This is a genomic window from Desulfitobacterium nosdiversum, from assembly GCF_049860565.1.
GTDB classification, from domain to species: Bacteria; Bacillota; Desulfitobacteriia; order Desulfitobacteriales; family Desulfitobacteriaceae; genus Desulfitobacterium_A; species Desulfitobacterium_A nosdiversum.
On record NZ_CP172056.1, the window covers coordinates 737542 to 753191 of the forward strand.

Here is a 15650-nt window from a genome sequence, read left to right on the forward strand (position 1 = left end):
GCCCCTATTTTAACTCTTTATTCTAGGAAAATAAAATTTTTTCAAACACGTTGACTTTAAATGGAATCGTTGGTATCATAAGGGTGTTAGATCTTGTCGAATGTTGTTGTAAGGAGGGGGTATAATGATGAAATCAACTGGAATCGTGAGAAAAGTAGATGAACTAGGCCGTGTTGTATTGCCCATCGAACTACGCAGAACATTGGGAATCGACGAAAAAGATGCTCTGGAAATCTACGTTGATCAAGAAAAAATTATTCTCAAAAAATATGAGCCTGCTTGTGTTTTTTGTGGTAATGCCAGCGATGTTCAAGTTTTCCGTGGCAAGAATGTTTGCCGCGAATGCGCTCAAGCCATGGGAGAAACCGTTGCAGCAAATACCGAATCTGAAGCTGTATAATTAACACTTTGAATACATAGGAAGGCTGTCGCCTTTCTTTCTTTTTAAATTTTACATAACTCGGCTGATGCCGAGTTTTCTTTTATTTTCCTTTTCCTTCAAGTGTGGCTTGATAAACATCTCTTTTACTAACTCCATACTTTTGAGCAACATATTTCATGACTTCCTTAGGTTGATGTCCTTGCTTAATTCCCTCTTCGACTTCCCTTTTCCAATCCTCAGGTCCCCCCTGAACAGGCTGTTCCTTAAATGGTGCTAAAAGAAGGCAGATTTCACCACGCGGCGGAGTTGCTTGGAATTCCGTCAACAGTTTTGTTAATAATCCCCGATGGACGGTTTGATGGATTTTAGTTAATTCACGAACTACAGCTGCTTCTTGATCTCCGCATACTTCGATCATATTATTGAGTGTATCAACTAAGCGATGAGGAGCTTCATAAAAAATCTGAGTAAAAGGAAGCCGAGCATACTTTTCAAGTTCCCGCTTTCGTGCACTCTGTGTTGCAGGCAAAAAACCGTGAAAAAGAAAATGCTCGCTGGGAAGTCCTGAAAGAACTAAAGCGGTCACCCCGGCATTAGGACCAGGGAGAACATCAAGAGGAACCTTTTCTTCCAAACACATATGAATAACCTCATATCCCGGATCAGAGATTCCCGGCATTCCTGCATCGGAAATCAAAGCGATGGATTCTCCGTCTTGAAGCCTGCGAAGAAGCTCCTGAGATTTACCCTTTTCATTATGCTGATGATAACTTGTTAAAGGGGTCGTTATTCCAAAATGCTCCAAGAGCTTTCGCGAATGCCGTGTATCCTCCGCCGCGATCACGTCAACCTCGCGCAAAACCTCAAGTACCCGCAAGGTGATATCACCTAAATTTCCAATCGGAGTTGCACAAACGTAAAGTGTCCCCTTCTCTACAATAGACAATTAACTTATCTCTCCTATCAAACCTATAAAACATTACCTAAACTTTTTAATCTTTCCTTAAGAACCCCATGCAGAACAAACAATCCCCTTCCTCCAAGGGCTGCCCAAAATGAAGATGGCAGATATGAAATCCTTCCTTATATAACTTTTCTAAATTATCATGGGCAACACCCTGAAGATGTTCGGCATTGGCGATAACCCGCTCAGTTTCTTTTTCCGGAATTGCGCATAACTCCCGGCTTAACCTCGCGTTTTCTTCCTCCAGATTTTCTACATACGGCCGTAAACGCCTTACTTCTTCAATCAGAGAGTTCAGTTTTTCTTCTATTTCTATTAAAGCCTGAGTTAATTGGCTCATATCTTCTCACTCTTTTCTTTGTTCTTTTCCCCTTTCTTTTGCCGTCCGTCAGGGCGCCCCTTCTTTGCTACAGGTACTGCCTGAATCGGACGTTCAGGCTGAACTTCTCTTATTACTTTTTCCTCACAACCGCCTTGACAACATCCTTGTATCAGTTCATCCGGAAGAATAACTCCGTCCTTTAAGTCCTCATCATAGGCACTGTTTTCATATTTTAAACAACACATGAGTCGACCACAAATTCCCGAGATTTTTGTCGGGTTCAAAGAAAGTTTTTGATCCTTCGCCATCCGGATAGAAACCGGTTCAAAATCTCCCAGGAAAGATGAACAGCAGAGAATTCGGCCGCAGGAACCAACCCCGCCTAACATCTTGGCCTCATCTCGAACTCCAATCTGCCTTAGTTCGATTCGTGTGCGGAAAACAGAAGCTAAATCTTTGACTAATTCGCGGAAATCAACCCGTCCTTCAGCTGTAAAGGAAAAGATTATTTTATTGCAATCAAAGGTATATTCTACATCTACTAATTTCATTGGAAGCTGATGATCTTCGATCTTCTTGAGGCAAATTTGAAAAGCCTCTTTTTCTTTGACTTTATTTTCTTCTACAATTCGTTCATCTTCTGGCGTTGCCTTGCGAATGACCGGCTTCAAGGGGGAAACCACCGCATCTTCTTCAATATTTCTCGGTGGGATCACCAAATCACCAAATTCAATGCCACGTGCAGTTTCCACGATAACTTTATCCTCAGCTTTAAGCGCAAGGTCTCCCGATGAAAAGTAATAAATTTTACCTGCCCGCTTAAAGCGAACTCCCACGACCTCTACCACTTTAATTTCCTCCTTGCCGGAATAATTCTAAGGCCAACACTTCAATCACTAATCGAGGATTAGCCTGTTTTCTAATTTGATCCAAGGCTTTATCTATAGCTAGCATTGCTTTTGGATTAACAAGTCTTATAAAATCTTGATACGCTAGAACTTGAAGATAAATTAAGGCTTCATTTTTTTCAACCGGGAAAAGTCCAAAGACCTTTAAAAAATCTTTTTCCTGAATCGCTTCGTGAAAATCCTCAACCCATTTTTCTACCTTGCCGACACCCAGCTCTAAAATCGTTTGTGCACAATCAGGATCTGCCCCACTCAGTCGGAAAGCTTCATGTGCCTCATGTTGATTAGCAGCGGATGAAGCCAACGAATTGATCCAGGCCAATTCTCCTGAAACTGGAAAATAGATATTCTGAGCACGGCTTCGAATCGTCGGTAACAGTGTTTCCGCATTTTGAGCACTCAAAATGATGATTGTCCTTTCCGGAGGTTCCTCAATCACCTTAAGTAAAGCATTTTCTGCAGGAAGGGTCAAACGATCCGCTTGCTCAAGAATAAAAACTTTATATTTCCCCTCAAAATGTTTACGGTAAACTTTTTCTTGCCACTGGAGGATTTCCTCAATTCCAAATGAAGCCTTCGAAGGCTGTATAATTTGGACATCTGGATGATTTCCTGAGTCAATTTTTCGGCAAGCAGAACACTTTAAACAGGGTTCCCCTTCAACCGGATACTGACAATTTAATGTTTGGGCCAAATATAATCCAGCCTTCCGCCTTTCAATTGCCCCTCCCCCGTGGAACAAAAGCAAATGAACAAGACGCCCTTCGTAAGCTGCTTTTTCTAAAAGTTTGAGCGCTAAATCCACCTTTATCCCTCCTCAATAATCCAAATTGCCTGTTCGGGTTTATCCCACCCTTGCCAACGATTTGAGGAAGAATGTAAAAGAGCTTCAAGGACTTCATATGTCATTTCTTCACCCATTGCCACCAAGGGAATCCCCGGTGGATAAGGTGAAATGCTCTCACCAAGAATTTTTCCTAAACTTTCTCTTAAAGGAATCTGACGTTTAGGAGCTAAAAAAGCCTCACGGGGAGTCATTCGTATGGGCGGAAGAGAAAGTTCCCATTCGGAAAAACTGACCTTTTCTTTATTTAAACCCGACGTCTTAACTCCAGAATGGTTAGCCGTTTTAGCCCATTCTATCATTGCACTTAATCCTTGGGTTAATCTTTGAACTTCTTCTGGTGTATTTCCAATTCCCAAGACAAAAAGGATATTTTCATCATCCCATAATTCCGGCTCAATTCGGAAGTGACTTCTCAAAAATTCTACGCTCACCGTTGCTGAAAGCCCAATCGATGAAGTGTTAACCAGAATCTTTGACCAATCCCATTGAGCAATTCCATATTGACCTTGATCATCTTTATTAAAAATGCGGAGAACCTTACTTACTTGTTCATGGAGATCCTGAACAGCTTCATATAAAAGTTCCCATCGTTTTTCATCTAAAGCAAATTCGACAGAACGTTCCAAGGAAGCCATCAATAAATAACTTGGACTGGAGGACTGAAGAATCTCTAAGGCTTGCCTTAAACGATTTTTGGCAATCCTTTCACCTTGAACATGAAGCATAGCCGCTTGAGTCAAAGCGCTTAGCGTCTTATGCGAGCTGTGTAAAACGAGATCCGCTCCCCATGATAAAGCACTTGGAGGAAATATTTCAGACAAATAATGTGAACCATGTGCCTGATCCACAAGGATTGGAACGGAAGGACCGTAGAGCTCCCGATCACGAAGGATAGGAGCAATATCCGGAAGAGTTCCGTAATAACTGGGATATGTTATGTGTACACCTTGAATTTCCGCCCAAACCTCCGAGCCAATATCGTAATTTAAGCCTAGCGGTAAGCGGAATTCCGGATGAACAATAGGCTTTAAATAAATAGGTTCTAATCCAGAAAGTATAAGTCCGGCTGAAACAGAGCGGTGAGATTGCCTTTCAATTAAGACCTTTCCTTTCTTTTGGGATAAAGCCAGGAACATCGCTTGATTCCCAGCGGTAGCTCCATTAACCAAAAAAAAGCTCTCCTCTGCTCCAAAAACCTGTGCAGCTCTTTTTTGCGCTTCTGCCAATACACCTTGAGGCGCATGCAGCATATCTAAACCAGGAAGTTCTGTCAAATCATGTTCCGGAAAATTTAAACCCTTGAAAAATTCACACTTTCCTTTATGCCCAGGGGTATGAAAAGACAGAAATCCGTCTTGTTGGTATTTTAACAACTCCTCTCCCAGGGACAGCAAAAAAATTCCCCCAGTACGTTAGCCATTATTATTCCCATTTGCAAAATAGGAATTAAAAAAATTTCTAAATCGGGATATTACCTTTAATTGTATCACATCTCTACTAAAGATTCATCTAATCCATATGAAAAGAGTTAATTGCTGTAAAATACTGTTAACTAATATTTCATAGGAAAAAGTGCTTTTTTCACACCCGAAAGAAATCGCTGATAGAAAAAGGAATCTGTTGAACTTAAAGCAATTCGATGGCAGCACTCCGAACAAAAAAGAATGCCTTGAATTCGAATTCCATCATATAAACCCTCGGCAGGAACCTCCTGACAACATTGACAACGCGGCAAGACTTGAGAACTCATAAACCTTTTCTCCTTTCAAATCATATAAATCTAGTCTTGCCCGGTTTCAGCTGAGTTAACCGACGGGGTAGGATTATTCTGCTTCCACGTACTTATCCCCCATAGCAGGACTACCCATACGAGTACGAACGGCAGAATAAGATAACGGTCCATTTGAGTTAGGGCAAGCGGGATATCGGCCCCTCGGACTATGATCCATGGGACACCCATAAAAATAGGAATTATCATGATATGGGCAACCCACTGTTTGACTTTGAACACAGACTGAACTCCCCACCAAGCAATAAAATAAAAAGCTGTGATTTTTATCATGCTTGCTCCCATCCAAATCACCATAAAAATGGACTCTACTCCCGAAATCGTCCGCGAAATCTCGATCATTTTACCAAGTGTCAGCAAGCCATAAGTTTGCCTCGCAGTCTCACTCGGACCAAATACCCAAATTTCAATAAGAGCGATCAGCATATCTATAAACCCAACGGATAAAAAAATGGACCATAACCTTACCCTCATTTGTTTCTTTTCTTGGTAACCTTTAGGTAAAAATTTTAATAGACCTCCTAAAAATAAAACATATTCCATTGGCCAAGGAATTCCCTCAACAAAACCATATAACAAAGGTTTTAATCCGTTCTCAAGAAGCGGTAAAAGCTCTCCCGGTTCAAAGCGTGGAATCGATAACAAAGCCGTCCCAACTAAGGCTAATACAATTATGGGAAAGACAATCTCCGAGAAACGGGCTAGGACTTCAATTCCGGCATAAACTAACATCAAGATCAATGGAAAACTCGAGAGAATAAAGACCCAGCGTGGTGTAAACGGTAAAATGGATCGGGAAAACATATCGACACCCTGTCCAATAAGTAGTCCTCCAAAAAATGCAGCAATTACGGATGCTGCGATTCCGAAGATCTTACCTATCCATTTGCCGAGAACTTTTTCGGAGATCTCAAAAAGATTCTTTTGAGGATATCTCTCGGATAAGGTTATTACCATCAGGCCGAAGGGAATCCCGAAAAGAAATGCAGGTATAACTGCCATCCAGCCGTCACGCCCAGCTAAACCGGCCATAACTGTCCCTACGGGAATGAAAGTAGTTCCCAAGGTAACGCTTGCGCCCAACATTAAAAATTGTTGAATAGATATTCTCTCCATCTATTTATTCCTCCGATTATTCCCTGCGAACTCAATTTGGCTTTTCTACATCGATAAGGTTTGGTCTCTTATTCATAAAATATTTATTCTTCTTCTTGATCAAGGGATATCTATCCTTAAGGTCTTACAATAATCTTCAATCTTACTTAGTTTCGGAAGAGCTAACTGATTGGTTCGGATTATTGCGCTCAACCCCACTGTTTAATATAGTGACTTCTGCATTGACTTCAACGGGTAACTCCTGCAGCGTATTTTTCCAATTACTACGGACTTCCTTCCATATACTCGGCTTATTTTGTTCAATATGCCGGCCTATTCCTAGAAAATCGCTTGAAACCTCTTTTTCTTTGCTAATTACTGAGTAACATTCCTTTTCTATGGCTTGTGCAATCATTTTCTCTACATCTTTTGTAAACCCTGCCCAATCTTCAATTGGCATTGCCGGCTGGGTGCCTTTAATTTCGTCGATCGTCGCTTTCGCATTGATCTTATAATTAAAATGAAGTCCTTTTTCATCCTGAGTGACGCTATATTTTGCTTTAGAACTTGTGACCTTAACAGCAACACTAACCCCATTCATTTCCTCTGTGCTGATATAACGAATACTTATTTGGTTTTCTAACCACATATAGCCTTTTGTTTCCTGATCCGTTAGATAGCTGGTAAGCTTACCTCCATCAATTACCCCGACTCCTGAAATTCGAAGTTCCTCTGCTTCTCCTTCTTTACTCCCTTGGTATTCAATTCCGCCTTCTCCCGGCTGCAGCCGATCGACAAGCGGAATAACAGGAACCTGCCCTTCCCGGGATATCAAAGTAAGATAATGCCCAATCCTCGTGACAGGAAATGTAGAGACACCTTTATTCTCAATCCTTCCAAGAAGGCTTAAAGCAGGCAGCGTATCACTGCGAAGCTTGGTATTCAAAATATCCCTGGCCTTTCCCTTAGCTACAAGCATATACATTGTTCTCCTGAACTGGTAAAATCTTTGAAACGGATCAATTATCGGACTAATCCCCGATTTTGCCAAATCTTCGCCGATGATCAATACTTTGGTCGTCCCCAGAAAAGGATGCCGGTCAAAAACCTGATATAATTGCTCATCACTGACTGGAGCATGAGCCGTTTCTATGCTTACTGTCCAATTCGTAATCTCTGATCCGCCTTGCCCGCCTTTTTTAGGCTGAGCCACTTGATAGGTCAAAATCAAATCTCCAGGTTTTTCACCTTGATCAACGCCAATGGCCATTACGAAAGCCAGCTGCTCCACCTCCTTTTTTCCCCAGCATCCTTCGAGAAAAAGAAGTGAAATGATAAGAAGGAGGATCAGCGTCCGTTTACAGATTTTCTTTTTATTCTTTGCTTCCACGTGCTCACCCCCCATAGTAGGACAACCCATACCATTGCTAACGGTAGAATAAAGTAACGATCCGCAAAAGTAATTGCATTTAAAAGATCAACACCTCGGTACGAAGTCCATGCAATACCCGCTACAATTGGAATGACTAGGATATGGGCGACCCATTTTTTTATTTTAAAGACGAACTGAGCTCCCCAAAAAGCCAAGAAATATAAGGCTGAGATCTTGATGAGATGTGCCCCCATCCATATGATGGTAAAAACAGATTCTACTCCGGCAATTGTATGAGGTATTTCGATCATTTTGCCGAGCGTCAGCAATCCATAAGTTAATCTTGTCGTCTCAGTCGGACCAAATACCCAAATCTCAACAAGCGTAATAATCATATCGAACAGCCCTGCCATAAAAAAAATAAGCCAAACTTGAACCCTCATATGTTTAATATCTTTTTGATTTCGGGGTAAAAACTTAATAAGACCTCCCAGAATTAAAATAAATTCCATGGGCCATGGAATGCCTTGAATAGCCCCGTATAGCAAAGGTTTAAATCCGTTTTCGAGGAACGGAAAAAGCTCTCCCGGCTCAAAACGCGGAATGGATAAAAGAGCTGTCCCTACCAAAGCTACCACAATAATTGGAAAGACAATCTCTGAAAAACGGGCTAGAACTTCAATTCCAGCATAGACCATCATTAAGATCAAAGGCAGCCCTGAAAGGATAAAAACCCAACGTGGTGTCAAGGGTAAAATCGAACGAGTATACATATCGCAGCTTTGTCCAAAAAGCAGTCCTCCAAAATAAGCGGCAGTAAGGAATATAAGAATTCCAAAGAGCTTTCCTATCCACTTGCCGAGAATTATTTCGGAAATCTCAAAAAGATTTTTTCGGGGATATCTTTCTGCTAAGGTCATGATCATAATTCCGAAGGGAACCCCAAAAAGAAATGCAGGAACAACTGCCATCCAGCCGTCACGTCCTGCTGAGCCAGCCATAACTGTCCCTACGGGGAAAAAAGTCGCACCTAAGGCAACACTCGTACCTAACATCAAAAACTGATGTGTAGATATTCTCTCCATCTATTTTGTTCCCCCCGAGCCCGAATTTGGGTCTTCCACATCAATAAGCTTCGGTTTTTTCTTCATAGCCCACCAAGGAGCTCTGACGAACGTGTCCTGCAGTAATGCCCGAATCCGGAGAGGAGCGATTGGGCTTAAATAGGGGACCCCAAAGGAACGAAGACTGAGCAAATGAATAAGCCCCGCATAAAGTCCAATTCCCAGTCCATAAAAACCCATAGAACCTGCCAAGAACATCAAAGGATACCGGATAAGACGAATCGCAATTCCTAAATCATAAGCGGGAATCGCATAACTTGCCACTGCGGTAATTCCAATGACAATAACCATCAAAGGGCTCACAAGACTCGCTTTAACTGCAGCATCCCCGATGACCAATGCCCCGACAATTCCAATGGTCTGTCCCACAGGCTTCGGCAGGCGAAGCCCTGCTTCTTGCAGAATTTCCAAAGTCAAAGTCATAAGCAAAGCTTCAATCAAAGCCGTAAAAGGTACTCCCTCCCGTCCAGCCGCAATGCTCATTGCCAAGGATGTTGGAAGAATCTCCTGATGAAAGGTTGTCACTGCAATATAAAGACTCGGTGCAAGAACTGAAATTACTGCACCTAAGTAACGTATCATGCGAACCAGAGAAGTAATCATTGCCCGTTCATAATAATCCTCACTGACTTGCATAAGCTTAGATAATGTGATTGGAACCATTAAAACCGTCGGCGTCCCATCCGTCATAATTGCAACCCGACCCTCTAATAAATTAGCAGCAATAACATCGGGTCGTTCTGTATGATAAATCGTAGGAAATGGTGAATAAGGTGCATCTTCAATCATTTCTTCGAGATAATCTCCAGCGACTACCCCGTCTATTTCAACTTTGCTTAAACGTTGAAGGACTTCAGATAAAACATCTGAGTTTACTACTTTTTCAACATAGCAAACAACCACATCCGTTTTTGATAATTCACCGATTTTTAAAGAAACAATGCGTAAGGAAGGATGCTTAATCCTCCTTCTGAGCAAAGAGGTATTCGTTCTTAATGTTTCCGTAAAACCCTCTTGCGGTCCGCGGATTGACGACTCAACCTGGGGTTCAGAAACTGCCCGCGAAGCCCAACCCCTTGCTCCAATATGAAGCGCTTCCTGAAAACCTTCAAAAAAGAGGACGGCATCTCCAGATAAAATGCTATCAATGGCCTCCCCCATTTTGGTTATCTTTTTAACTTCGTTTGCCGGTGCTAAAAAATTGAGAACATTATCAACAATATTTTTCCCTGTAAATTTATTAAAATCAGGGTCTACAGGCATATCAACCATTAAAACCTTCAGGATAAATTGGTTTAAAAGGGCTTTATCAATTAACCCATCGACTACTGCAAGTAGACACGTTGTTTCCTGATCAGCACGCAAATAAAATTCGCGAAAAATAATATCGCTGCTTTTCTCAAGTTCCTCACGGATTCTTTGACTTGATAACGGTTGATCTCTCTCTTGATCAATGCTTAGAGCGGGGGACTTACGGACCTTTCGCACGTGGGGTCTTATTGTCAGGTCTTTGATCATTTTCAGCCAGCTCTTCAAATTATCAACCCCCTTCCTGCGCTTATTTTCGGCTAAATTTCTATCCATTATGCAAAAAAATGGAGAGCAGGTAATACCTGCTCTCCATTTTTAAATTCTACTGATTCAGTTGAAACTTAGTCCCATTTTTGATCTGCAAGACGTTTATATGAGTCATAACGCACTTGAGCGAACTTCTCAGCGCCAGCGAAGAGTTCTTCTGCTGTTTCCGGGAAAGTTCTCATCAAAGAGGTATAACGGACTTCACCCATGAGGAAGTCACGGAAAGGTGCGGTAGGCTCTTTGGAATCAATCGTAAATGGATTCTTGCCTTGCTCTGCAGTATCCGGGTTGAAGCGATACAGATGCCAGTAGCCCGTTTCAACAGCTTTCTTAGCTTCACTGACACTCTTCATCATACCTGCTTTAAGGCCATGGTTAATACAAGGAGCATAAGCAATGATCAGCGAAGGTCCGTTATAAGCCTCTGCTTCTTTAATGGCTTTAAGGGCTTGTGACATGTTCGCACCCAAGGCAATTTGGGCGACATAGACATATCCGTAGCTCATAGCCATCATACCGAGGTCTTTCTTACGGATTTTCTTACCTGAAGCAGCAAACTTAGCGACAGCAGCACGAGGTGTCGCCTTAGAAGACTGTCCGCCGGTGTTGGAATAAACTTCAGTGTCTACAACGAGAACATTCACATCATCACCGGAAGCAAGAACATGGTCTAAACCGCCATAACCGATATCATAAGCCCAACCGTCTCCACCAAGGATCCATTGGGACTTTTTAACAAGATGGTCTTTTTTAAGGGTGATTTCTTTAATAAGTTCACTGTCTCCTTGATAATCGTCAAGAAGTTCAAGAACCTTGGCTGCCGCCGTCTTAGAAGCTTCAGCCTCATTCATTCCCCGAAGCCATTCTTGGAAAGCTTCTTTAAGCTCACCGCTGATTTCGGTTTCTAAGGCTTCCTTCACAAGAGCTGCTAATTTTTCACGTTGTTGACGAGCTCCTAAGAACAAACCATAACCAAACTCGGCATTATCTTCAAACAAGGAATTCGCCCAAGCCGGACCTTTGCCTTCTTTATTCACAGTGTAAGGTACGGAAGGAGAACTGCCGCCCCAAATGGAGCTGCAACCTGTTGCGTTAGCAATCATCATGCGATCGCCAAAGAGCTGAGTGAGGAGCTTAACATAAGCAGTTTCGCCGCATCCCGGGCAAGCGCCATTGAATTCGAGAAGCGGTTGGGCAAATTGACTGTTTTTAACAGAATTCAACTCAAAACGTTTGCTCTTATCAGAAAGAGTCATAGCGTATTCCCAGTTAGCAGCTTGCATTTCTTCCTCAGGCGCAAGGACCATTTCAAGCGCTTTTTCTTTAGCCGGGCAGACATCGACACAGTTTCCGCAACCTGTGCAATCCAGTGTACTGACTTGAATGCGGAATTGAAGACCGGCTGCCTCTTTACCGATGGCTTTTTTGCCAATAAACGTTTCAGGAGCCTTAGCCGCTTCTTCCTCATCCATCAAGAACGGACGAATTGCCGCATGCGGACAAACATAGGAACATTGGTTGCATTGGATACATTGATCTATTTTCCATTTTGGAACGGAAACAGCAATTCCGCGTTTCTCATAAGCTGCAGTACCCAAAGGAAGCGTTCCATCTTCACGTCCAATGAAGGCACTAACAGGGAGGCTTTCTCCATCCATAGCGTTCATAGGAATCATGATTTTGCTGATAAATTCCGGTACTTCTTTTGTTGCAGCAGCTTCAGCCGCAGCATCAGTTGCGGCAGCCCAAGATGCAGGTACCTCTACTTTGACAAGAGAAGATACGCCGTGGTCAATTGCTGCATTATTCATGTCAACGATGTTTTGACCTTTTTTGCCATAGGACTTAACAACAGATTCTTTTAAGTAACCGATTGCAACATCAGTCGGAATTACATTTGCCAATTTAAAGAAGGCAGCCTGCATAATCATGTTGATGCGAGAACCCAGTCCAATTTTACGGCCAATGGAAACAGCATCAATGATATAGAAGTTAATGTCATTTTTCGCAATGTATTGTTTTAAAGAAGCAGGAATTTTTTCATCTAATTCTTCGGGTTTCCATTGCGTATTAAGAACAAAAATCCCGCCTTTTTTAAGGCCTCTGACTAAGTCATATTTACCAACATACGCTTGGTTATGGCAAGCAACATAGTTTGCGCTGGTAACGTAATATGGTGATTTAATATTTTTCTTACCAAACCGTACATGGGAAATGGTAATACCGCCCGATTTCTTACTGTCATATTGGAAATAAGCTTGGGCTGACATATCGGTATGGTCACCAATAATTTTAATCGCTTGTTTGTTTGCACCAACAGTACCATCTGAACCTAAGCCCCAGAACTTACAGGCAATTACACCTTCTGGTGCGGTATCGATGATTTCATCTTCAGGCAGCGATTTATTCGTTACATCATCAATAATACCAATAGTGAAACCATTTTTCGGCTCAACGGCATTTAAGTTTTTATAGGCAGCAAGAATTTGTGAAGGAGTTGTGTCTTTGGAACCTAATCCGTAACGTCCGCCAACAATTACAGGTTTCAGCTCACTGGCATAGAAAGCGTCCTTAATATCGAGATAGAGGGGCTCTCCAGCAGAACCTGGCTCTTTTGTGCGGTCAAGGACGGCGATTTTCTTAACAGTCTTAGGCATAACCTTAAACAGGTATTTCGAAGAGAATGGACGGAATAGATGAACTTTAACTACGCCAACCTTTTCCCCTTTAGCCATTAAATAGTCGATTGTTTCCTCAATGGTATCGCAAACCGAACCCATAGCAATGATGACACGATCAGCGTCTTCAGCACCATAATATTGGAAAGGATGATATTCACGACCTGTTATTTTTTGATATTCTTGCATATAATGCTCAACAATATCAGGAATTGCATCATAGAAGGAATTTGCAACTTCACGATTTTGGAAATAAATATCTCCATTTTGAGCAGATCCGCGAAGTACAGGATGTTCAGGATTGAGAGCACGCTCGCGGAATGCTTGAAGAGTATCACGGTCTAAAAGTTTAGCGACATCTTCATAATCTGTAACTTCAATTTTTTGAATTTCATGAGATGTACGGAAACCGTCAAAAAAATGCAGGAACGGTACACGCCCTTTAATCGCTGCTAGATGAGCAATAAAACCTAAGTCTAAAGCTTCTTGTACGCTATGCGAAGAAAGTTCAGCAAAACCAGTGCTGCGTACTGCCATGACATCTTGGTGATCACCAAAAATTGAAAGTGCATGAGCTGCTAAGGCACGGGCACTAACGTGGAATACACCGGGAAGCAATTCACCTGCGATCTTGTACATATTCGGAATCATAAGGAGTAGGCCTTGAGAAGCAGTATATGTTGTTGTTAATGCACCTGATTGGAGAGAACCATGAACTGCACCAGCAGCACCAGCTTCAGACTGCATTTCTACAACCTTTACAGTTTGACCGAATATATTTTTCTTTTGATGAGCAGCCCATTCGTCCACATGTTCGGCCATTGTCGAAGAGGGAGTAATGGGGAAGATGGCAGCGACTTCTGTAAATGCATATGATGCATGTGCTGCCGCTTCGTTACCATCCATGGTCTTCATTTTTGCCATTGGATACATCCTCCTTAAACTAATGAAATAAATTTATACTGTTTTTTAATGGATTCTATTTCTATCTTTCTTGCCTTTTAAATTGAATCTTGTGTACTTTGGTTCAAATCCTTACCATGTTGAATCCAAAACTTATTTCTTTTAGAAAAGATAGAATTTTAAGAAATACCTTAAAAAACAGATTAGGGGCACTATTCCGGTCAGTCCCTGAATAGTCCCCTTTATGCTATTCCCAGTATACTCTCGGCCTGTTTCATTCGTCAAGATGGAAAACAATGTGTGAAAAAATATACAGGTTAAACTCCTAGTATTTGTAACCCCGCAAGAGCTAATACACCGGGAAAACCTAATAAACCAACGATAACTATCGTAAATAAATTGATGGGAATTCCAAAGCCTAAGATACTTAACACAAGGTCCAACAGCCATAGCCCTACGATTCCGCCAAGAATATGTATCAAAAGCTTAAGAAATAGATTTGGTTTTTTTAAGCTAGAATGAACGACTAATCCCATTAGCACAATCAGCAGACCTAAAAACAAAAAAGTCATGGTCCTTCCTCCTTTGTCCATCTAGTCCTAGCTTATGCTTGAACTGATAAAAGAAGAACTGACCGTGACTTTATCCAATATTTTTACTTAAAGTTGGCGGCGGCCTTCTAACGCACGGGCAATGGTTACTTCATCTGCGTATTCCAAGTCTCCGCCTACAGGAAGTCCATGCGCTATTCGCGTCACTTTAATACCCATCGGCTTCAGAATTTTAGATAAGTACATCGCTGTGGCTTCCCCTTCTACTGTCGGATTCATAGCCATAATGACTTCCTGAACTCCGTCAAGACGCTTCAAAAGCTGCTGAACGGTTAACTGTTCCGGACCAATTCCCTCCAAAGGAGAAATGACACCATGCAAAACATGATATCTTCCTTTAAATTCCCGTGTTTTTTCAAGGGATGCAACATCCCTCGGCTGTTCGACAATACAAAGAAGAGAGGAATCTCTTTTGTCACTGCTGCAAATTGAACAGGGATCTTGATCCGTATAATTGCAGCAAACCGAGCATTCTCGAATATTCGTTAAAGCGTTTTGGATTGCATCTGCTAATGATTCAGCTATCTGTGGCTGTTGAAGAAGATAGAAGGCTAATCGTCCTGCTGTCTTAGGTCCAATTCCCGGAAGTCTTGAAAGACCTGCTATAAGATCAGCCAAGGGCTGCGGATAATTTAAAAAGTCCATGATTCTTACTCACTTCTAATAATGGATTGTTAGAACAATCCAGGAATCTTTAACCCACCGGTTAATTTACCCATCTCGGAAGAAGTCATCTCTTCTACTTTACGGAAACCTTCATTAACGGCAGCTTTGATCATATCTTCCAACATTTCTACATCCTCCGGATCAACTGCCTCAGGTTTAATTTTTAATTCAACAAGTTCCATTTTCCCGCTGACGACAACCTGAACTGCACCTCCCCCCACAGAGGCTTCTACAGTTTTAGATTTCAACTCCTCTTGGGTTTTTGCCATTTCTTCCTGCAGCTTTTGGGCTTGTTTTAACATATTACTCATATTTCCCATGCCGCCCATATTTCCCATGCCGCCTTTATAACCCATATCATTCACGCTCCTATTTTTATTTAACCAATTTAATTCGGTAAGATGATTGTAC

General features: G+C 41.9%; 15 protein-coding genes. 1 reads left to right on the plus strand and 14 read right to left on the minus strand.

The window, feature by feature from the left end:
• Nucleotides 1-127 precede the first annotated feature (127 nt).
• Nucleotides 128-400 (plus strand): AbrB/MazE/SpoVT family DNA-binding domain-containing protein, encoded by a 273-nt coding sequence (locus tag ACHOLT_RS03575; protein ID WP_425807866.1) that lies wholly within the window; start codon nt 128-130, stop codon nt 398-400.
• A gap of 82 nt (nt 401-482) precedes the next feature.
• Here the strand turns inward: ACHOLT_RS03575 and rsmI are convergent, their stop codons facing one another.
• The 14 genes from rsmI to ACHOLT_RS03645 all read right to left on the minus strand — a co-directional run bounded on the left by rsmI (nt 483) and on the right by ACHOLT_RS03645 (nt 15595).
• Complete coding sequence (gene rsmI, locus ACHOLT_RS03580; protein WP_425805825.1) at nt 483-1328, minus strand: 16S rRNA (cytidine(1402)-2'-O)-methyltransferase; 846 nt, start codon at nt 1326-1328, stop codon at nt 483-485.
• A 46-nt stretch (nt 1329-1374) separates the two neighbouring features.
• Nucleotides 1375-1686 (minus strand): initiation-control protein YabA, encoded by a 312-nt coding sequence (locus ACHOLT_RS03585; protein WP_425805826.1) that lies wholly within the window; start codon nt 1684-1686, stop codon nt 1375-1377.
• Nucleotides 1683-2516, minus strand: coding sequence for a PSP1 domain-containing protein (locus tag ACHOLT_RS03590; RefSeq protein WP_425805827.1), 834 nt, complete (start codon nt 2514-2516; stop codon nt 1683-1685). The genes ACHOLT_RS03585 and ACHOLT_RS03590 overlap by 4 nt, the downstream gene beginning before the upstream one ends.
• Before the next feature lies 1 nt (nt 2517).
• Complete coding sequence (locus tag ACHOLT_RS03595) at nt 2518-3381, minus strand: DNA polymerase III subunit delta' (protein WP_425805828.1); 864 nt, start codon at nt 3379-3381, stop codon at nt 2518-2520.
• Between the two features lie 2 nt (nt 3382-3383).
• Nucleotides 3384-4817: an aminotransferase class I/II-fold pyridoxal phosphate-dependent enzyme gene (locus tag ACHOLT_RS03600; RefSeq protein WP_425805830.1), complete on the minus strand. Its 1434-nt coding sequence runs from the start codon at nt 4815-4817 to the stop codon at nt 3384-3386.
• 158 nt (nt 4818-4975) lie between these two features.
• The gene (locus tag ACHOLT_RS03605) at nt 4976-5173 is read right to left on the minus strand and encodes a sigma factor G inhibitor Gin (protein WP_425805831.1); all 198 of its coding nucleotides are present in this window, start codon (nt 5171-5173) and stop codon (nt 4976-4978) included.
• Nucleotides 5174-5203: 30 nt separating this feature from the next.
• The gene (locus ACHOLT_RS03610; protein ID WP_425805833.1) at nt 5204-6328 is read right to left on the minus strand and encodes a GerAB/ArcD/ProY family transporter; all 1125 of its coding nucleotides are present in this window, start codon (nt 6326-6328) and stop codon (nt 5204-5206) included.
• A gap of 142 nt (nt 6329-6470) precedes the next feature.
• A complete protein-coding gene (locus ACHOLT_RS03615; protein ID WP_425805835.1) occupies nt 6471-7697 on the minus strand; it encodes a Ger(x)C family spore germination protein in 1227 nt (408 codons plus the stop codon).
• Nucleotides 7655-8764 carry a GerAB/ArcD/ProY family transporter gene (locus tag ACHOLT_RS03620; protein WP_425805837.1) on the minus strand — a complete coding sequence of 370 codons (1110 nt, stop codon included), beginning with the start codon at nt 8762-8764 and terminating at the stop codon, nt 7655-7657. Before ACHOLT_RS03620 ends, ACHOLT_RS03615 begins: the two co-directional genes overlap by 43 nt.
• The gene (locus tag ACHOLT_RS03625; RefSeq protein WP_425805838.1) at nt 8765-10387 is read right to left on the minus strand and encodes a spore germination protein; all 1623 of its coding nucleotides are present in this window, start codon (nt 10385-10387) and stop codon (nt 8765-8767) included.
• Between the two features lie 68 nt (nt 10388-10455).
• Entirely contained in the window at nt 10456-13983 is a 3528-nt protein-coding gene (nifJ, locus tag ACHOLT_RS03630) for a pyruvate:ferredoxin (flavodoxin) oxidoreductase (RefSeq protein ID WP_425805839.1), read from the minus strand.
• A 296-nt stretch (nt 13984-14279) separates the two neighbouring features.
• Complete coding sequence (locus ACHOLT_RS03635; RefSeq protein ID WP_425805840.1) at nt 14280-14534, minus strand: pro-sigmaK processing inhibitor BofA family protein; 255 nt, start codon at nt 14532-14534, stop codon at nt 14280-14282.
• Between the two features lie 87 nt (nt 14535-14621).
• Entirely contained in the window at nt 14622-15218 is a 597-nt protein-coding gene (gene recR / locus ACHOLT_RS03640) for a recombination mediator RecR (protein WP_425805841.1), read from the minus strand.
• Between the two features lie 29 nt (nt 15219-15247).
• Entirely contained in the window at nt 15248-15595 is a 348-nt protein-coding gene (locus tag ACHOLT_RS03645) for a YbaB/EbfC family nucleoid-associated protein (RefSeq protein WP_425805842.1), read from the minus strand.
• Nucleotides 15596-15650 lie beyond the last annotated feature (55 nt).